The organism is Pseudomonas izuensis, from assembly GCF_002356535.2.
Taxonomy (GTDB): Bacteria; Pseudomonadota; Gammaproteobacteria; order Pseudomonadales; family Pseudomonadaceae; genus Aquipseudomonas; species Aquipseudomonas izuensis.
In genome coordinates, this window is the sequence record NZ_AP017423.2 from 6,554,618 (window position 1) to 6,572,914 (window position 18,297).

General features: G+C 60.0%; 17 protein-coding genes. 6 read left to right on the forward strand and 11 right to left on the reverse strand.

The genetic code is table 11. The features are described from left to right. Positions 1-76: 76 nt before the first annotated feature. The 5 genes from LAB08_RS29435 to dadA all read right to left on the reverse strand — a co-directional run bounded on the left by LAB08_RS29435 (position 77) and on the right by dadA (position 6,027). Positions 77-1,999, reverse strand: a complete 1,923-nt coding sequence (locus LAB08_RS29435; RefSeq protein WP_096514246.1) for an acetyl-CoA hydrolase/transferase C-terminal domain-containing protein — start codon at positions 1,997-1,999, stop codon at positions 77-79. Positions 2,000-2,251: 252 nt separating this feature from the next. Continuing rightward, the gene (locus tag LAB08_RS29440; RefSeq protein ID WP_096514245.1) at positions 2,252-2,668 is read right to left on the reverse strand and encodes a c-type cytochrome; all 417 of its coding nucleotides are present in this window, start codon (positions 2,666-2,668) and stop codon (positions 2,252-2,254) included. A gap of 182 nt (positions 2,669-2,850) precedes the next feature. After that, positions 2,851-3,399, reverse strand: a complete 549-nt coding sequence (locus LAB08_RS29445) for a cupin domain-containing protein (RefSeq protein ID WP_007947433.1) — start codon at positions 3,397-3,399, stop codon at positions 2,851-2,853. Between the two features lie 128 nt (positions 3,400-3,527). Further along, positions 3,528-4,601, reverse strand: a complete 1,074-nt coding sequence (alr, locus tag LAB08_RS29450; protein WP_096514244.1) for an alanine racemase — start codon at positions 4,599-4,601, stop codon at positions 3,528-3,530. A 121-nt stretch (positions 4,602-4,722) separates the two neighbouring features. Then, the gene (dadA, locus tag LAB08_RS29455) at positions 4,723-6,027 is read right to left on the reverse strand and encodes a D-amino acid dehydrogenase (protein WP_096515620.1); all 1,305 of its coding nucleotides are present in this window, start codon (positions 6,025-6,027) and stop codon (positions 4,723-4,725) included. A 157-nt stretch (positions 6,028-6,184) separates the two neighbouring features. Here dadA and LAB08_RS29460 point away from each other — a divergent pair, with 157 nt between their 5' ends. Beyond that, positions 6,185-6,673 carry an Lrp/AsnC ligand binding domain-containing protein gene (locus LAB08_RS29460; RefSeq protein ID WP_095194410.1) on the forward strand — a complete coding sequence of 163 codons (489 nt, stop codon included), beginning with the start codon at positions 6,185-6,187 and terminating at the stop codon, positions 6,671-6,673. A 141-nt stretch (positions 6,674-6,814) separates the two neighbouring features. On the opposite strand, the gene LAB08_RS29465 is transcribed toward LAB08_RS29460, so the two are convergent. Beyond that, complete coding sequence (locus tag LAB08_RS29465; RefSeq protein WP_096514243.1) at positions 6,815-7,168, reverse strand: YkgJ family cysteine cluster protein; 354 nt, start codon at positions 7,166-7,168, stop codon at positions 6,815-6,817. A 147-nt stretch (positions 7,169-7,315) separates the two neighbouring features. On the opposite strand from LAB08_RS29465, the gene LAB08_RS29470 reads away from it, so the two are divergent. Continuing rightward, positions 7,316-8,608, forward strand: a complete 1,293-nt coding sequence (locus LAB08_RS29470; protein ID WP_096514242.1) for an NAD(P)/FAD-dependent oxidoreductase — start codon at positions 7,316-7,318, stop codon at positions 8,606-8,608. Positions 8,609-8,724: 116 nt separating this feature from the next. Here LAB08_RS29470 and LAB08_RS29475 read toward each other — a convergent pair whose 3' ends face one another. Next, positions 8,725-8,970 carry a DUF1127 domain-containing protein gene (locus LAB08_RS29475; RefSeq protein ID WP_096514241.1) on the reverse strand — a complete coding sequence of 82 codons (246 nt, stop codon included), beginning with the start codon at positions 8,968-8,970 and terminating at the stop codon, positions 8,725-8,727. A gap of 179 nt (positions 8,971-9,149) precedes the next feature. Between LAB08_RS29475 and LAB08_RS29480 the strand changes: the two genes are divergently transcribed. Then, the gene (locus LAB08_RS29480) at positions 9,150-10,583 is read left to right on the forward strand and encodes an aminotransferase-like domain-containing protein (RefSeq protein WP_096514240.1); all 1,434 of its coding nucleotides are present in this window, start codon (positions 9,150-9,152) and stop codon (positions 10,581-10,583) included. Between the two features lie 60 nt (positions 10,584-10,643). Then, positions 10,644-12,212, forward strand: coding sequence for a phospholipase D family protein (locus tag LAB08_RS29485; RefSeq protein WP_096514239.1), 1,569 nt, complete (start codon positions 10,644-10,646; stop codon positions 12,210-12,212). Here the strand turns inward: LAB08_RS29485 and LAB08_RS29490 are convergent. Both LAB08_RS29490 and LAB08_RS29495 read right to left on the reverse strand, forming a co-directional pair. Further along, complete coding sequence (locus tag LAB08_RS29490) at positions 12,209-13,354, reverse strand: MFS transporter (RefSeq protein WP_096514238.1); 1,146 nt, start codon at positions 13,352-13,354, stop codon at positions 12,209-12,211. The two genes, LAB08_RS29485 and LAB08_RS29490, sit on opposite strands and share 4 nt — an antisense overlap. A gap of 179 nt (positions 13,355-13,533) precedes the next feature. Then, entirely contained in the window at positions 13,534-15,027 is a 1,494-nt protein-coding gene (locus LAB08_RS29495) for an aldehyde dehydrogenase (protein WP_096514237.1), read from the reverse strand. 234 nt (positions 15,028-15,261) lie between these two features. Here LAB08_RS29495 and LAB08_RS29500 point away from each other — a divergent pair, with 234 nt between their 5' ends. Continuing rightward, the gene (locus tag LAB08_RS29500) at positions 15,262-15,624 is read left to right on the forward strand and encodes a cupin domain-containing protein (RefSeq protein WP_096514236.1); all 363 of its coding nucleotides are present in this window, start codon (positions 15,262-15,264) and stop codon (positions 15,622-15,624) included. 189 nt (positions 15,625-15,813) lie between these two features. Here the strand turns inward: LAB08_RS29500 and rpmG are convergent, their stop codons facing one another. Beyond that, positions 15,814-15,969 carry a 50S ribosomal protein L33 gene (gene rpmG / locus LAB08_RS29505; protein WP_003177274.1) on the reverse strand — a complete coding sequence of 52 codons (156 nt, stop codon included), beginning with the start codon at positions 15,967-15,969 and terminating at the stop codon, positions 15,814-15,816. A gap of 11 nt (positions 15,970-15,980) precedes the next feature. After that, positions 15,981-16,214 (reverse strand): 50S ribosomal protein L28, encoded by a 234-nt coding sequence (gene rpmB / locus LAB08_RS29510; protein ID WP_003177273.1) that lies wholly within the window; start codon positions 16,212-16,214, stop codon positions 15,981-15,983. 445 nt (positions 16,215-16,659) lie between these two features. Here rpmB and LAB08_RS29515 point away from each other — a divergent pair, with 445 nt between their 5' ends. Next, positions 16,660-18,246, forward strand: coding sequence for an ABC transporter substrate-binding protein (locus tag LAB08_RS29515; RefSeq protein ID WP_096514235.1), 1,587 nt, complete (start codon positions 16,660-16,662; stop codon positions 18,244-18,246). Positions 18,247-18,297 lie beyond the last annotated feature (51 nt).

Here is an 18,297-nt window from a genome sequence, read left to right on the forward strand (position 1 = left end):
GACTGCCAGCAGAGATGTTGAATGTTATGACCCCTTCGCTGACAAGCCAGCTCCTACAAGGGATCGTCGTTCGTGGTTATGGGGCGGTGGCCTTGAGGCCGGTGAGCAGCAACCGCTGGAACAGGTCTTCTTTCAGGCCATCGGGGCTGGTCAGCTGCATCCGCTCCAGATGCTCGGGAAATTCCGAAGCCTGCGGCGCATCCAGCGCAGCCTTGCCCAACTCCAGTACCTCGCTCAGTTTGAATTTGCTCTTCAGCCAGTTAAGCGCCCGCAGCAGATCGCACTCCACCCCGGTGAAATCACAACCCAGCGGATACTCCGCAAGCAACTGCGCATGCCGCGCCTGAATCGCCTGCAACCTTTGCGGATGATTGTCGATGAAACGTGGATCGAGACGGAAATCCCCGGGCAACTTGCCAACCTTTTGCGCCTGCTCGATCAAACCCTGCTGAAAGCGTGAATCGCTGATATTCAGCAGCGCTTCAATCACCGCCGCATCCGTCTTGCCGCGAAGATCGGCAATGCCATATTCGGTGACCACAATGTCCCGAAGGTGCCGCGGGATCGTGCAGTGGCCATACTCCCAGACGATGTTGGAACTGACCTCGCCACCCGATTCACGCCAGCTGCGCAGAAGCAGGATAGAACGCGCGCCCTCCAGCGCATGGCCCTGGGCAACAAAGTTGTACTGCCCGCCGACACCGCTGAGCACCCGCCCATCTTCGAGCTGATCCGCCACACCGGCGCCAAGCAGGGTCATGGTGAACGCGGTGTTGATAAATCGCGCATCGAGACGCTGCAAGCGCTTGAGCTCTTCCTGGCCATAGAGTTCGTTGATGTAGCTGATGCGGGTCATGTTGAATTCGAGCCGCCTATCCTGCGGCAGGCCGCGTAAGCGCTCGTAGAAACTGCGTGGCCCGAGGAAGAAGCCGCCGTGAACGCAGATGCCGTCATTCTGCGCCGCTTCATCGAGAGTGCCGGCATTGGCCTGTTGTTGAGTCTGTACGTCCGGGTAGACCTTGCGCCGCACAATCCCGGCATCGGCCAATACCAGCAGGCCGTTGACGAACATTTCGCTGCAACCGTACAGGCCCCTGGCAAAGGGTTCGAGGCCGCCTTCACGTTCGATCAGTTGCGCCCATTGGCTGAGGTTTATGTCCGCGAGCAACGCCTTGTACCCCTCGTTATCCGCCTGGCGCGCCAGCAACGCCGCCGTCAGCGCATCGCCCATGGCGCCGATACCGATCTGCAAAGTACCGCCATCGCGCACCAATGTACTGGCGTGCAGACCGATGAAATGGTCCTGGAAACCCACCGGCATGTTCGGCGTGGAGAACAGCGTGGTGCTGTCTTTCTCGTCGATCAGCAGGTCAAAGGTATCGATGCCGACTTCGGCGTCACCGGGCATGTAGGGCAAATCGGCGTGCACCTGGCCAACCATCAGGATCGTCTCCCCTGCGGCCCGACGCTTGGCAATCATCGGCAACAGGTCAAGGGTGATGTCCGGGTTGCAGCTCAGGCTCAAGCGGTCGGGATGCTCACCATGACTGGCCACCCTTTGCGCCACCAGGTTCAAGCCCGCAGCGTTGATGTCCCGGGCGGCATGGCTGTAATTGCTACTGACATAGTCCTGCTGCGCCGCAGCGCTATTGAGCAGACTGCCGGGCTGCATGAAGAATTGCTGAACATGAATATTGCCCGGCAGGTTGTCGCGATGCAGGTCGGCGAGGAAATCCAGCTCCGGATAATCACCGAAGACCCTTGCGATAAAGGGTTCGAGGAAGCGTTTTTGCAATCCGTCACCCAACGGAGGGCGACCCAGGCACAGCGCGGTATAGATCGTCAGCTGCCGCTGTGGCAGCTGCGCGATGCGCCGGTACAGCGCATTGACGAAAGGGTTGGGCTTGCCCAGGCCCAGGGGCAGGCCCATGTGAATATGCGCCGGCAAACGTGCCAGCACTTCATCGACCGCTTGCTCGATAGAACACAGCTGCACCATCCGATCCTCCCATGCATTCCATGAAGCAGGTTGGACCGAGCTTGCCGGGTCTTTGCTTCGGCCGCCACAAAAAACCTTGTAGGAGCGAGCGTGCTCGCGAAGCACCTGAATGCTCCGCGGGGTGCCAGGCTTGCCGTGTCATCGTTGACGACCATCGCGAGCGGGCTCGCTTCTACAGGGATCAGCGACCTTTATCGAAATCGCAGGCACAAAAAAGCCGCTCGCAAGCGGCTTTTTTGCTGCAGATGAAGGCTATTTCAGACCCGACATCTTCTGGATCGCACCTTTGAGCTCGGCGTCTGCGCAATCGGCGCAGGTGCCTTTTGGCGGCATCGAATTGAGGCCGGTGATCGCCTTCGCGAGCAGACCGTCAACACCGCCTTCTTTCTTGGCGCGCTCGCCCCAGGCGGCAGCATCACCTATCTTCGGCGCGCCCAACAGGCCGGTGCCATGGCAAGCGTTGCAATGTTTTGCAATGACTTCATCAGGCGTCTTGGCACCACCACCGCCGCCGGCAGCAGAGGCCACTTCCATGCCCTTGCACTCTTGACCCTGAACGCAGACCTGGCCGACTGGCTCAAGGCGTTTAGCGATTGCGTCGTTGGTCGCAGCTTGAGCGCTGACAGCCCAGAGGGCCAGTACGGTTGCTGGTACGGCCAGCATTTTCATAATTAGGTTCACGCGTTCACCCTCAATGGTGGCTAGTCACGCCTACGGCCACGGTTCGCAGGCGGGCGCAAGTATAGCGGTAAGCCCGCGACACTGAAACAACCCCAAAGTCGAAGGGGTCTTGTTGCGCAACGGAAAAACAGCTTGGGTGCCTCCGCCATGCTGGCAGGGCGCCTCTTCTCTTAAAAGTTCGCGGGTGTAGCTGCGCTGATTAGTCGCGCCGGCGCATCGAACGGATTACGGAAACGGTGTGGCTTGGTACTTTCAAAGTAGTAGCTATCGCCGGCTTCGAGCACAAATGTTTCAAGCCCGACCACCAATTCCAGCCGACCTTCCACCAGAATTCCGGTTTCCTCGCCTTCGTGGGTGAGCATCTCGTCACCGGTATCGGCGCCTGGCGGGTAGATTTCATTGAGGAACGCGATAGCCCGGCTCGGGTGCGCCCGACCGACCAGTTTCATGGTCACGGCACCATCGGAAATGTCGATCAGCTCGTTGGCCTTGTAGACGATCTGAGTCGGCTTTTCCTGCAGGATCTCTTCGGAAAAGAACTCGACCATGGACATGGGAATTCCGCCCAGCACTTTGCGCAGCGAACTGATCGAGGGGCTGACGCTGTTCTTTTCGATCATCGAAATGGTGCTGTTGGTCACGCCCGCGCGCTTGGCGAGTTCACGCTGGGAAAGCCCTTTGAGCTTACGGATCGATTGCAGTCGTTCACCGACGTCCAAAGCTTGCGCCTCCAGGAATCAGGGTTGTTGAAATATTGATCGTTATCATGGCGACAGCGTTCAGTATTTACAACACCTCGACCTGAATCCTGTTCAGTGAGGCGACTTCCGGTTCGTAGCGCCCGGTGTCAGCTACCGGAATAGAGCATTGGCACCCGGCGCAGGTTGCAGAAAATCTGGTAAGGAATAGTGCCCGCCGCGATGGCCACGTCGCTGGCCAGGATGTTTTTGCCCCACAACTCCACGGTCGAGCCCAGGCCGGCTTGCGGAATATCAGTCAGGTCGACGCACAGCATGTCCATCGACACCCGACCGATCAACTGGCTGCGTTGCCCGGCCACCAGCACCGGCGTACCGGTTGGCGCCAGCCGTGGATAACCGTCGGCGTAACCCATGGCCACCACGCCAACGCGCATCGGCTTTTGGGTGATGAATCTGGCACCGTAGCCGATCGGCTCGCCGGCCGGCAGTTCACGCACGCTGATCACTTTTGATTCGAGGGTCATCACCGGTTGCAAGCGCGAGGCCACGGCGTTGGCTTCCTCGAACGGCGTGGCGCCGTAGAGCATGATGCCCGGACGCACCCAGTCGCTCGGAATTTGCGGCCAACCGAGCACCGCCGGCGAATTGCGCAGGCTGACTTCGGCTGACAACCCCTGACGCGCCGCTTCAAACACCGCGACCTGCTCGGCACTGGCCTGGCAGTTCAATTCGTCGGCACGGGCGAAGTGGCTCATCAGCACAATCCTCGCCACCTTGCCGCTGGCCAGCAGCCGTTGATAGGCCGGCTGATAATCCTTCGGATGCAGACCCACCCGGTGCATGCCCGAATCGAGCTTGAGCCAGACCGTGATCGGTTTGCTCAGTGCCGCTTTCTCGATGGCTTCGAGCTGCCACAACGAATGCACCACGCACCAGAAGTCATGCTCGACGATCAGCGGCAGTTCATCGGCTTCGAAAAAACCTTCCAGCAGCAACACCGGCGCGCGAATGCCGGCGGCACGCAGTTCCAGGGCTTCCTCGATGCAGGCCACGGCAAACCCGTCCGCTTCGGCTTCGAGCGCCTGGGCGCAACGCACCGCGCCATGACCATAGGCATCGGCCTTGATCACCGCAAGGGCTTTGGCACCCGTGACTTCACGGGCAATCTGGTAGTTGTGGCGCAGGGCTTGAAGGTCGATCAGGGCACGGGCAGGACGCATGGCGGCAGACTTCTGGTCGGTCGTTGGGAAGAAAAACCGGCGCTGCGGGCGGCGATAACCGCCAGTAGCACCGGGAGAGGGATTTTGCGTTGTTGATTACCGCAGCGCGACTACCGTGAACTCACTGATGAGCCGGCGCTGGGCTGCCATGTTTTGCAGGCTCCGGCAGTTTGCTGCCATAGCGGGAAATATCGAGGCCTTCGGCGCTGATCTGCGGCTTTTTCTTCGCCATCAGATCTGCCAGCAAGCGACCCGAGCCGCAAGCCATGGTCCAGCCGAGCGTACCGTGGCCGGTGTTCAAGAACAGGTTCTTGAACGGGGTAGCGCCGACAATCGGCGTACCGTCCGGCGTGGTCGGACGCAGACCGGTCCAGAAACTGGCCTGGGCCAGATCGCCGCCCTGAGGATAAAGGTCGTTGACGATCATCTCCAGGGTTTCGCGCCGACGCGGGTTCAGCGACAGGTCAAAACCGGCGATCTCCGCCATGCCACCGACGCGGATGCGGTTGTCGAAACGGGTGATCGCGACCTTGTAGGTCTCGTCGAGAATGGTCGAGGTCGGGGCCATCGCCGGGTTGGTGATCGGCACGGTCAGGGAGTAACCCTTGAGCGGATACACCGGTGCCTTGATGCCCAGCGGTTTGAGCAATTGTGGCGAATAACTGCCGAGTGCAAGCACGTAGCGGTCAGCGGTTTCCAGCTTGCCATCGATCCACACGCCGTTGATGCGGTCGCCGGCGAAGTCGAGGCGCTGGATGTCCTGGCCGAAACGGAATTGCACACCCAGGTTCGCTGCCATCTCGGCAAGCTTGGTGGTGAACATCTGGCAGTCGCCGGTCTGGTCGTTCGGCAGGCGCAGGGCACCGGCGAGGATGTCAGTGACGCTGGCCAGGGCCGGTTCAACGCGGGCGATGCCTTCGCGGTCGAGCAGTTCGAACGGCACGCCGGACTCTTTCAACACGGCGATGTCTTTCGCGGCACCGTCGAGCTGAGCCTGGGTGCGGAACAATTGGGTAGTCCCGAGGCTGCGGCCTTCGTAGGCGATGCCGGTTTCGGCGCGCAATTCGTCGAGGCAGTCACGGCTGTACTCGGACAGACGGACCATGCGCTCCTTGTTCACCGCGTAACGGCTGGCGGTGCAGTTGCGCAGCATCTGTGCCATCCACAGGTACTGGTCGATATCGGCGGTGGCCTTGATCGCCAGTGGCGCGTGACGCTGCAACAGCCACTTGATGGCTTTGAGCGGCACACCTGGCGCGGCCCACGGCGAGGCATAACCCGGCGACACCTGGCCGGCGTTGGCGAAACTGGTCTCCATGGCAGCAGCAGGCTGCCGGTCGACCACCACCACTTCAAACCCGGCACGGGCCAGATAATAAGCACTGGTGGTACCGATGACGCCGCTACCCAAGACCATAACGCGCATTTTCATATCCCTCATCGCGGCTGACCGCTGACGTGTGTAGTACAGAGCTTTAGATGTGCGCAGTGTAAAAAAGATTAGGCAGTGATTTTCACTATATAAGCGCCTATATTTGGCGACAATTCTCGGCAAAAACCCTTTTCACGGAGGCGCATCCCCTATGCGTACCAACACTCAAACCAAACGTGAGCTGGACAAGATCGACCGCAGCATCCTGCGGATCCTGCAAGCGGACGGGCGCATCTCTTTTACGGAGCTTGGGGAAAAGGTCGGGCTCTCGACCACACCCTGCACGGAGCGGGTGCGACGCCTGGAGCGCGAAGGGATCATCATGGGCTACAACGCGCGGCTCAATCCGCAGCACCTCAAGGGTAGTCTGCTGGTGTTCGTCGAGATCAGCCTGGACTACAAATCCGGCGATACTTTCGAGGAGTTCCGACGTGCAGTGCTGAAACTGCCTCATGTGCTGGAATGCCACCTGGTGTCAGGGGATTTCGACTATCTGGTGAAGGCGCGGATTTCCGAGATGGCCTCGTACCGCAAATTGCTGGGCGACATCCTGCTCAAGCTGCCCCATGTGCGCGAATCCAAGAGCTATATCGTGATGGAAGAGGTGAAGGAGAGTTTGAGTTTGCCGATTCCGGATTGAAGATTTGTGGTGCCTGTTCGGCCGTCTTCGCGAGCAGGCTCGCTCCCACAGTTGATCTTCAGTGGCAACAAACTCTGTGCACGACACGATTCCATTGCGGGAGCGAGCCTGCTCGCGAAGGCAGGCAACTCGGTCTGATTTTTAAACAAGAACCTGCCTGTTCGAAGCCATGTACTCGAACACCTGCTTCTCCACCCGCGGATGAATCAACTCCACGGGCCGCCGCCCATTGGGGCATGGCAAGGTCTGGGTGGTGCCAAACAGTCTGCAGATCAACGGCCGCTCGTCATACACCGTGCAGCCATTCGGCCCCAGGTGCACGCAATTGAGTTCGTCCATCGCCGCCTCCTGCTCGGCCCGGGTCTTACGCGGCAGGCGCGACATTTCTTCCGGCGAAGTGGTCACCGGGCCACAGCAGTCATGGCAGCCGGGCACGCATTCGAAGGAGGGAATCTGCTGGCGCAGTGTGCGGACTTTCTGGCTGTTGCAGCTCATCGTGGCGCTGACCGATAACGGGATAGGGCGTGATTCTGAGGCAAAAGCCGCGATCCAGACAGCGGCAACCGACCAATGTTGCCCGCTTGCGAAGGTCCGGCTTATCCTCCGTCAAGTTTTCTAAACACACGTATCAGGATGACGCCCATGAATGCCGGTGCCCAGCACGCTGCCTCCTACTACGCCGCCAGCAGCCTGCCGCAGCCGGATTATCCGGCGCTCACAGGCGAAGTACTGGCCGACGTGTGCGTGGTCGGTGGTGGTTTCTCGGGATTGAACACGGCGCTGGAACTGGCTGAACGCGGCCTCAGCGTGGTGTTGCTCGAAGCCCGCAAGATCGGCTGGGGCGCCAGCGGGCGCAACGGCGGGCAGCTGATTCGCGGGGTCGGCCACGGCCTAGATCAGTTCGCAAACATCATCGGTGCCGACGGCGTGCGTCAGATGAAACTCATGGGTTTGGAAGCCGTTGAAATCGTCCGACAGCGGGTCGACCGTTTTCAGATCCCCTGCGACCTGACCTGGGGTTACTGCGACCTGGCCAACAAGCCCCGCGACCTGGAAGGTTTTGCCGAAGACGCCGAAGAACTGCGCAGCCTCGGTTATCGCTACGAAACCCGCCTGCTGCAAGCTCACGAAATGCACACCGTGGTGGGCTCCGACCGCTATGTGGGCGGCCTGATCGACATGGGCTCCGGGCATTTGCACCCGCTGAACCTGGCGCTGGGCGAAGCTGCCGCCGCGCAACAACTGGGCGTGAAATTGTTCGAGCAGTCGGCTGTCATCCGCATCGATTACGGACCCGAAATCAAGGTGCATACCGCCCAAGGCACGGTCCGCGCCAAGACGTTGGTGCTGGGCTGCAATGCCTACCTCAATGAACTCAACCCCGAACTCAGCGGCAAGGTCCTGCCCGCCGGCAGCTACATCATCGCCACCGAGCCCTTGAGCGAAGAACTGGCGCATTCACTATTGCCGCAAAACATGGCGGTCTGCGATCAACGGGTGGCGCTGGACTATTATCGGCTCTCGGCCGACCGCCGCTTGCTGTTCGGCGGTGCCTGCCATTATTCGGGACGGGACCCTAAAGACATCGCGGCCTATATGCGGCCGAAGATGCTGGATGTTTTTCCGCAATTAGGCGACGTGAAGATCGATTATCAATGGGGCGGCATGATCGGCATCGGCGCCAACCGCCTGCCGCAGATCGGTCGGCTCAAAGACCAGCCGAATGTGTATTACGCCCAGGCTTATTCCGGGCATGGCGTGAACGCCACGCACCTGGCGGGCAAGCTGTTGGCTGAGGCGATCAGCGGACAACAGAGTGGAGGCTTTGACCTGTTTGCGAAGGTGCCACACATTACCTTCCCTGGCGGCAGGCATTTGCGCTCGCCGTTGTTGGCGCTGGGGATGTTGTGGCATCGGTTCAAAGAGTGGGCCTGAGGGGCTCAGGGTGTCATTCTGGACGCCATCGCGGGCCAGCCTTGCTCCCACAGAACAGCGCGTATCCTGTGGGAGCAAGGCTTGCCCCGCGATGAGGCCCGCAAGAACGCTAAAAATCAGATCCGCCAGAAAGGCTTCAGCCCCTCCTCCCGCGCCTGCTCACGGCTCAAGCCGACATCCTTGAGCTGCTCTGGCGTGAGGCTTAGCAATGCCCTGCGCGTGTGCAGACGATGCCAGAACAGATCCCAGCGACTCAAGCCACGCGGTGCATTGCGCATCGTCGCCCCGCGCGCACCGTTGTCTTGCCCTTTCGCCAGTTCCTGACTGTGTAACGTCAGCCGCACATCGCTCAAGCCGTTCATTTTGATTGCTCCTGTTTACTTGGGTAGCCAGAGCTTTCATGATGCGTGGACGACGAAAACCATTACAGATTCAACACAGCTGTATTATTTCCATACAGATTTGACAATCCAAGCTCTGAATCTTGAATTTTTGCCCCATCTGTACTGGTCAACCGAATCACCCACATCGAGACTGCACCATGACCCTTTACGTCAACCTCGCCGAATTGCTCGGCACGCGTATCGAGCAGGGCTTCTATCGCCCGGGTGACCGGTTGCCGTCGGTGCGGGCGCTGAGCGTCGAACATGGCGTCAGCCTGAGCACCGTGCAGCAGGCTTACCGCATGCTGGAAGACAGCGGCCTGGCTACGCCAAGGCCTAAATCCGGGTATTTCGTGCCGGTCAGTCGCGAGTTGCCGGAATTGCCGGCGGTGGGCCGCCCCGCTCAGCGGCCCGTGGATATTTCCCAATGGGATCAGGTGCTGGAACTGATCCGCGCGGTGCCGCGCAAGGATGTGGTGCAACTGGGTCGCGGCATGCCGGACATCACCACCCCGACCTTGAAACCTCTGCTGCGTGGCCTGGCGAAGCTCAGCCGCCGGCAGGACATGCCCGGTCTGTATTACGACAACATTCACGGCAACCTTGAACTGCGCGAACAGATCGCCCGGCTGATGCTCGATTCCGGCTGCCAGCTGAGCCCCGGCGACCTGGTGGTGACGACCGGCTGCCACGAGGCGTTGTCCACCAGCATTCGTTCGATCTGCGAGCCAGGCGATATCGTGGCCGTGGATTCGCCGAGCTTTCATGGCGCCATGCAAACCCTCAAGGGCCTGGGCATGAAAGCCCTGGAAATCCCCACCGACCCGCTCACCGGGATCAGTCTGGACGCACTGGAACTGGCCCTGGAGCAATGGCCGATCAAAGCCATACAGTTGACCCCCAATTGCAACAACCCGCTGGGCTACATCATGCCGGAGTCGCGCAAACGCGCGTTGTTGACGCTCGCACAGCGTTTCGACGTGGCGATCATCGAAGACGATGTGTATGGCGAACTTGCCTACACCTATCCGCGCCCACGCACGATCAAATCCTTCGACGAGGACGGCCGCGTCCTGCTGTGCAGTTCATTTTCCAAGACCCTCGCCCCCGGTCTGCGTATCGGCTGGGTTGCGCCCGGACGTTATCTGGAACGGGTGCTGCACATGAAATACATCAGCACCGGCTCCACCGCGCCGCAGCCCCAGATTGCCATCGCCGAATTCCTCAAGAGCGGTCACTTCGAACCGCATTTGCGGCGGATGCGCACTCAATACCAGCGTAATCGCGATGTCATGATCGATTGGGTCACCCGCTACTTCCCCGCCGGTACCCGCGCCAGCCGACCACAAGGCAGCTTCATGCTGTGGGTTGAACTGCCGGAAGGCTTTGACACCTTGAAACTGAATCGTGACTTGCATGATCAAGGCGTACAGATTGCCGTCGGCAGCATCTTTTCTGCCTCTGGCAAGTACCGCAATTGCCTGCGCATGAACTACGCTGCCAAACCAACGGCACAGATTGAAGACGCCGTGCGCAAGGTCGGCACCGCCGCCATCAAACTGCTGGCGCAAACCGATGGGCTGACCGACTGACCTTTCTGCGGAGATCAACGTCCATATGCCAACATCTGCCGCCAATCGGAACGATCCCACGTGAGAGTCAGACAGCCGCTGCTAGCTCTTGTGTTACTCGCTTCGTTTCTCGGCGGCTGCACCAGCCTCGATGTGCAGCGCGAGCCGAGTCAGGCGTTGCCGGCGAGCGCTTCGGCATTCGGCCGTTCGGTCCAGGCCCAGGCGGCGCCCCATGAAGGAAAATCGGGTTTTCGCCTGCTATCCGACAGCACCGAAGCCTTCACCGCCCGCGCCGAGCTGATTCGCAACGCCCAAAGCAGCCTCGACTTGCAGTACTACATCGTCCATGACGGCATCAGCACGCGCATGCTGCTGGAGGAGCTGCTCAAGGCTGCCGACCGTGGCGTACGCGTGCGCATATTGCTCGACGACACCACCAGCGATGGCCTGGACGTCACCATCGCCACCCTGGCAGCGCACCCACAAATTCAGATTCGTGTGTTCAACCCCCTGCATCTGGGTCGCAGCACCGGCGTCACACGCACCATGGGTCGCCTGTTCAACCTGTCGCGGCAACACCGGCGCATGCACAACAAGTTGTGGCTGGCCGACAACAGCATGGCCATTGTCGGCGGACGCAATCTGGGGGACGAGTACTTCGATGCCGAGCCCAAACTGAACTTCACTGACATCGACATACTCGGCGTCGGCCCGGTCGCCGAACAGCTGGGACACAGTTTCGACCAATACTGGAACAGCGCCCTGAGCAAACCGATCGATGCGTTCGTATCCAGCCAACCGACCGCTAAAGACCTGCAAAACTCCCGGACCCGGCTGGAAGAGTCCCTGGCGCAATATCGCCAGCAGAATCACGCGCTCTATCAGCAACTGATGACCTTCAAAACCGAACCGCGCCTGGACATCTGGCGCAAGGAACTGGTCTGGGCGTGGAACCAGGCACTTTGGGATGCACCGAGCAAGATACTGGCCAAGGGCGACCCCGACCCGCAGTTGCTGTTGACCACCCAATTGGCGCCCGAACTCAAGGGCGTCAACAAAGAGCTGATCATGGTTTCGGCCTACTTCGTACCCGGACAACCGGGGTTGGTGTACCTGACCGGCCGCGCCGACGCAGGGGTCTCGGTACGGCTGCTGACCAATTCACTGGAAGCCACTGACGTACCGGCCGTACATGGCGGTTATGCACCGTATCGCAAGGCATTACTGGAGCACGGGGTGGAACTCTTCGAATTGCGTCGCCAACCCGGCGATGCAAGCGGAAGCGCACCTCGCCTGTTTTCCAGCAGCACCTATGGCGATTCCGATTCCAGCCTGCATAGCAAGGCGATCATTTTCGACCAGCAGAAAGCCTTCATCGGCTCGTTCAACTTCGATCCGCGCTCGGCACTGTGGAACACCGAAGTCGGTGTGCTGGTGGACAACCCGGAACTCGCGAAACGTGTCCGCGAGCTGGCGCTGGAGGGCATGGCGCCGCCCCTGAGTTATCAGGTACGACTGGAAAATGACCACATCGTCTGGGTCACCGAAGATGACGGCAAAATGCACACCCTGACCAGGGAACCGGGCAGTTGGTGGCGGCGTTTCAATGCCTGGCTCAGTAATACCGTCGGGCTTGAGCGGATGCTCTAGGCCGGTTCGACAACCCTACCGAACGCCCCCTGGCGCGACAGCAGAATCACCAGGCCAAGCGCCCCCGCCGCCATCAGTAACGGCAACGCATGCCCGCTGATCCATTGGCTGCCGGCACCGGCAATCAACGGCCCAAGCAGGCAACCGATCCCCCACAGCTGCGCAATGTGCGCATTGGCACGTACCAGTGCATCGTCGCGATAGCGCTCGCCGATCAGGATCAGGGACAAGGTAAACAATCCGCCGGCACTGGCACCGAACAGCACCCACAGCGGCCAGATCAGCAGCGTGTCGATCAGCAACGGGATCGCCAGGCTCGACACCAGCAGGGCCATTGCGCAACCAGTGAACAAGGCACGACGCGACATGCGATCCGCCAGCGCACCGATCGGCAATTGCAGCAAGGCATCGCCCACCACCACGGTGCTGACCATCGCCAGGGCGATTTCCGTCGTAAAACCCTGACGCAGGCAATACACCGGCAACAACGTCAGGATCATCGCCTCGAACGCCGCAAACAGCGACACCGCCCAGGCGATCGCCGGCAGGCCACGGCAAAAGGTCAGCAGGTCGCCAAAGGTCACGCTGCAGGCTTCACTGCTGGGCGCGCCACTGCGCCCCAGCAGCAGGAGCGGTGCCGCCACCAACAATCCGACGCCGACCCAGAAGCCGTAATCGTGATCAGTGCCCAGCACCCCCAATAAAATCGGCCCGGCCAACTGACTCAACGCGTAGCTGCTGCCGTATAACGCCACCAACCGTCCGCGCCATTCTTCGACCACCAGTTGATTGATCCAGCTTTCACCGAGGATGAAGACAAGGGTCAGAACCACCCCGATCATCAAGCGCAAGACCAGCCAGATCGGGTAGCTCGGCAGCAGTGCCAGCAAACCGATGGACACGGCCCCGCCCCACAGACACAGACGCATCAGATTGGCGGTGCCGAGACGCGCCGCCAGATGACTGGAGATCTTCGCCCCCAGCAGAACGCCAATGGCCGGCATCGCCGCCATCACGCCGATGGCAAACGAACCGTAACCCCAGCTTTCCAGGCGAAACGACACCAGCGGCATGCTGACCCCCAGGGCCAGGCCGACACTCAAGACAGACGCCAACACGGCGAAATACGTCGCCCAACGCATGTTCCACGCTCCTGTGGATATTTATTTTCTACACACACAAAACACTGTGGGAGCGAGCCTGCTCGCGATGACGGAGCAACATTCAACATTGACGTCGACTGTCATACCGCAATCGCGAGCAGGCTCGCTCCCACAGGGGATTTGCGCTGAGCCCCGGCATCGCCGGGGCTCGCTTCACATTACAACTTGATCCAGGTCGCCTTCAGCTCGGTGTATTTGTCGAACGCGTGCAGCGACTTGTCACGACCGTTGCCGGACTGCTTGAAGCCACCGAACGGTGCCGTCATGTCGCCGCCATCGTACTGGTTGACCCAGACGCTACCGGCACGCAGCGCCCTGGCGGTCAGGTGAGCCTTGGAGATGTCAGTGGTCCACACCGCCGCGGCCAAACCGTAAGGCGTGTCGTTGGCGATGGCGACGGCTTCTTCGGCGGTATCGAATTCGATGACCGACAGAACCGGGCCAAAAATTTCTTCCTGGGCGATTTTCATCGCGTTGCTCACGCCATCGAAAATCGTCGGCTCAACGTAGGTGCCACCGGTTTCCTGGAGGGTACGCTTGCCACCGGCCACCAGTTTGGCGCCATCGGCGTGACCGGACTCGATGTAGGACAGCACGGTATTCATCTGCTGGGTATCCACCAGCGCGCCGACATTGGTCGCCGGGTCCAGCGGGTTGCCCGGCTTCCAGGCTTTCAGAGCCTCGACTACCAGCGGCAGGAATTTGTCCTTGATAGAGCGTTCCACCAGCAGGCGCGAACCGGCGGTGCAGACTTCGCCCTGGTTGAACGCGATGGCGCCGGCCGCTGCTTCGGCAGCCGCTTGAAGGTCCGGCGCATCGGCGAACACGATGTTCGGGCTCTTGCCGCCGGCTTCCAGCCAGACGCGTTTCATGTTCGACTCACCGGAGTAGATCAGCAGTTGCTTGGCGATCTTGGTTGAACCGGTAAACACCAGGGTGTCGACGTCGTTGTGCAGGGCCAGGGCCTTGCCGACGGTGTGACCGTAGCCTGGCAACACGTTCATCACACCTTTCGGGATGCCGGCCTGGACAGCCAGTTCAGCGATACGGATGGCGGTCAGCGGGGATTTTTCGGATGGCTTGAGGATCACCGAGTTACCGGTGGACAGCGCCGGGCCGAGTTTCCAGCAAGCCATCATCAACGGGAAGTTCCATGGGACGATGGCGCCAACCACGCCGACCGGCTCACGGGTCACCAGACCCAGTTGATCGTGCGGGGTAGCAGCGACTTCGTCGTAGATCTTGTCGATGGCTTCGCCGCTCCAGCTCAGGGCTTGCGCCGCGCCGGGAACGTCGATGTACAGGGAATCGCTGATCGGCTTGCCCATGTCCAGGGTTTCAAGCAGGGCCAGCTCTTCGGCGTGCTGTTTGAGCAGGCCGGCGAAGCGGATCATGGTGGATTTGCGTTTGGTCGGCGCCAAGCGCGACCAGACGCCGGAATTGAAGGTGGCGCGAGCGTTTTCCACGGCGCGCTGGGCATCGGCGGCGTCACAGCTGGCAATCTTGCCCAGCAGACGGCCATCGACCGGGCTGATGCACTCGAAGGTCTCGCCCGAGACGGCATCGGTGTATTCACCATTGATGTAGGCGCGGCCTTCGATCTTCAGATCGCGAGCCTTTTGTTCCCAATCGGCACGAGTCAGGGTGGTCATTCGAGTGTCCTCCTCTTATTGAATACGACACCCGCGTTCTTCGCGGGCGCTGTCAGGAATTCTGCCCGGCCAGCCTGCTTTTCGGCCTAAGGCAACCCCACCCTAAACCAGCGACAGGTGAAGTTTCAATATATTTGACATAACGCCGGCAAACGGCCTTGCGATGTTCATTTTAATAAACATAGACTTTGCCCAAACCAACCACTCGCGTCGCATTCACGGGGGAATACAACAATGAGCATCCAGAAGATCGTCGACTTCAGCCAGGCCACCACCGCAGCCGAGCGCTATCGCCCGGACCCGGCCAGAGTACTCAAGGGCGATCCTGAGCAAGTGGTTTACAACCACTACAACAGCCCGTGTGGCCAATTGAACGCCGGCGTATGGGAAGGGGCCGTTGGCCACTGGACGGTGAATTTCACCGAGCACGAATACTGCGAAATCGTGCAGGGTGTTTCCGTATTGCGCGACCTCGATGGTAACGCCAAGACTGTGCGCGCCGGCGATCGTTTTGTCATACCGGCTGGTTTCCGTGGCACCTGGGAGGTGCTGGAGCCTTGCCGCAAGATCTATGTGGCGTTTGAGCAGAAAGCCTGAAGATTTGTGTTGTTAGAGCCGGCCCCTTCGCGAGCAAACCCGCTCCCACAGTTGATTGGTGTGAACACGGACATTGTGGGAGCGAGCCTGCTCGCGAAGGGGCCCTGACAGGCGCTGCGTAACCCACAGGCAACAAAAAAGGCCCGTATCTCGCGATACGGGCCTTTTTCGTAAGTCGGGAAAAATCAATTACTTGATTTTGCCTTCCTTGTAGATCACGTGCTTGCGAACAACCGGATCATATTTCTTGATCTCGATTTTGTCCGGAGTAGTACGCTTGTTCTTGTCGGTAGTGTAGAAGTGACCAGTACCGGCGCTCGAAATCAAACGAATCAATTCACGCATGATTAGCTCCCTTAAACCTTGCCATCGCGACGAAGTTCGGCCAGCACGACACTGATGCCACGCTTGTCGATGATGCGCATGCCTTTGGCAGATACGCGCAGACGCACAAAACGTTTCTCTTCTTCAACCCAGAAGCGGTGATGCTGCAGGTTCGGCAGGAAACGACGACGGGTTTTGTTGTTTGCGTGGGAAATGTTATTCCCAGTCACCGGACCCTTACCGGTAACTTGACAGACTCTAGACATGCCTCAGCCCTCTAAAACCACATGCCCAACCCGGCATGGGTTGGCCGCTTAATCTCTCAGTCATTTGGCGCCAGGCGCCGCGTTTCTTTAAGGGTCTTACCGGCTACACCTACAGTGAAGGAACCGGGCCCCTAGAAAAGAGCGCTGCTTTATACCAGAAAGACTAGAGAGCAACAACATTCGCTGTGCCTTGAGTTGATAAAAACCCAATTTTTCAGGCTCCGAGCGCTTTGGATAAAGGCTATTGCCGATTTCGACCGCTCGTCGCAGAGAATCCGCTCGACACGCCAACCCGGCGTTTCCCCACCCGGGCACAGCAAAATCAATCGCCTATAGTCCGCTCAAAATGAAAAAGGGGATAGTCATTTGCAAAAGAGCCCACTAGGGTAGGCTTTTTCCAGACTGCACTTGCAGATGGGCCTTCGATCTGTAAAGGAATCCGACCATGCGCCTCGCTGCCTTACCGCTGTTGCTCGCCCCAATTCTGCTGAGCCCACAGGCCATGGCGGCCGCTTTGAGCGTCTGCACCGAGGCCAGCCCCGAAGGTTTCGACGTGGTGCAATACAACTCGCTGACCACCACCAACGCCTCGGCCGATGTGCTGATGAACCGCCTGGTGGACTTCGATACGGCCAGCGGCAAAGTGGTCGCCAGCCTCGCCGACAGCTGGGAAGTCAGCCCCGACGGCTTGACCTATGTGTTCAAGCTGCACCCGCAGGTCAAATTCCACCGCACCGAGTACTTCAGCCCGACCCGTGAGTTGACCGCCGAAGACGTGAAATTCAGCTTCGACCGCATGCTCGACCCGGCCAATCCATGGCACAAGGTTGCCCAGAGTGGCTTCCCCCATGCGCAATCAATGCAATTGCCAGCGCTGATCAACAAAATCGACGCCCTCGACCCGCTGACCGTGCGCTTCACTCTGGATCATCCGGATTCGACCTTCCTCGCGACCCTTAGCATGGGATTCGCCTCGATCTACTCGGCCGAGTACGCCGATACATTGCTCAAGGCAGGCACCCCGGAGAAGCTCAACAGCCAGCCAATTGGCAGCGGCCCGTTCGTTTTCACGCGTTTCCAGAAAGACGCCTCCATTCGCTACAAGGCCAACCCGGATTACTTCCGTGGCAAGCCTTCGGTAGACCCGCTGATCTTCGCCATCACCCCGGACGCCAACGTGCGCTTGCAGAAATTGCGTCGCAATGAATGCCAGATTGCCCTGTCGCCCAAGCCGCTGGACGTACAGGCAGCACTCAAGGAACCGACCCTGAAAGTGGAAAAGACTGACGCGTTCATGACCGCATTCGTCGGCATCAACAGTCAGCATCCACCGCTGGACAAGCCTGAAGTGCGCCAGGCAATCAACCTCGCCTTCGACAAGGCCAATTATGTCAAAGCCGTGTTCGAAGACACCGCCGAGCCTGCCAACGGCCCCTACCCGCCCAATACCTGGAGCTACGCCAAAAACCTGCCGGGCTACCCCCATGACGTGGAGAAAGCCAAGGCATTGATGGCCAAGGCCGGGCTCAAGGACGGTTTTCAGACCACGATCTGGACTCGCCCCTCGGGCAGCCTGCTGAACCCCAACCCGAGCCTTGGCGCCCAACTGCTGCAGTCCGACCTCGCGGAGATCGGCATTCAAGCCGAGATCCGCGTGATCGAATGGGGTGAGCTGATTCGCCGCGCCAAGGCCGGTGAACATGACCTGCTGTTCATGGGCTGGGCCGGTGACAACGGCGACCCGGACAACTTCCTCACGCCGCAGTTTTCCTGCGCCGCGGTCAAGTCCGGCACCAACTTCGCCCGCTACTGCAACCCGGACCTGGACAAACTCATCAGCGCCGGCAAGACCACCGGCGAGCAAGGTGTGCGCACCAAGCTCTACGAACAGGCCCAGACGCAAATCCAGCAACAGGCGCTGTGGCTGCCCCTGGCCCACCCGACTGCCTTTGCCCTGACGCGCAAGGATGTCGAGGGTTACTCGGTTAGCCCGTTCGGGCGCCAGGATTACTCGAAGGTCAACATCAAGTAGTCCGCAACGACACACGTCCCTGTGGGAGCGGGCTTGCCCGCTCCCACAGGG

Coding starts and splice junctions, on each gene's coding strand:
- LAB08_RS29435 (WP_096514246.1), bottom strand. CDS start 1,999: ATGGTGCAGCTGTGTTCTATCGAGCAAGCGGTCGATGAAGTGCTGGCA.
- LAB08_RS29440 (WP_096514245.1), bottom strand. CDS start 2,668: ATGAAAATGCTGGCCGTACCAGCAACCGTACTGGCCCTCTGGGCTGTC.
- alr (WP_096514244.1), bottom strand. CDS start 4,601: ATGCGTCCTGCCCGTGCCCTGATCGACCTTCAAGCCCTGCGCCACAAC.
- dadA (WP_096515620.1), bottom strand. CDS start 6,027: ATGCGCGTTATGGTCTTGGGTAGCGGCGTCATCGGTACCACCAGTGCT.
- LAB08_RS29460 (WP_095194410.1), top strand. CDS start 6,185: ATGCGTACCAACACTCAAACCAAACGTGAGCTGGACAAGATCGACCGC.
- LAB08_RS29465 (WP_096514243.1), bottom strand. CDS start 7,168: ATGAGCTGCAACAGCCAGAAAGTCCGCACACTGCGCCAGCAGATTCCC.
- LAB08_RS29470 (WP_096514242.1), top strand. CDS start 7,316: ATGAATGCCGGTGCCCAGCACGCTGCCTCCTACTACGCCGCCAGCAGC.
- LAB08_RS29475 (WP_096514241.1), bottom strand. CDS start 8,970: ATGAACGGCTTGAGCGATGTGCGGCTGACGTTACACAGTCAGGAACTG.
- LAB08_RS29480 (WP_096514240.1), top strand. CDS start 9,150: ATGACCCTTTACGTCAACCTCGCCGAATTGCTCGGCACGCGTATCGAG.
- LAB08_RS29490 (WP_096514238.1), bottom strand. CDS start 13,354: ATGCGTTGGGCGACGTATTTCGCCGTGTTGGCGTCTGTCTTGAGTGTC.
- LAB08_RS29495 (WP_096514237.1), bottom strand. CDS start 15,027: ATGACCACCCTGACTCGTGCCGATTGGGAACAAAAGGCTCGCGATCTG.
- LAB08_RS29500 (WP_096514236.1), top strand. CDS start 15,262: ATGAGCATCCAGAAGATCGTCGACTTCAGCCAGGCCACCACCGCAGCC.
- rpmG (WP_003177274.1), bottom strand. CDS start 15,969: ATGCGTGAATTGATTCGTTTGATTTCGAGCGCCGGTACTGGTCACTTC.
- rpmB (WP_003177273.1), bottom strand. CDS start 16,214: ATGTCTAGAGTCTGTCAAGTTACCGGTAAGGGTCCGGTGACTGGGAAT.
- LAB08_RS29515 (WP_096514235.1), top strand. CDS start 16,660: ATGCGCCTCGCTGCCTTACCGCTGTTGCTCGCCCCAATTCTGCTGAGC.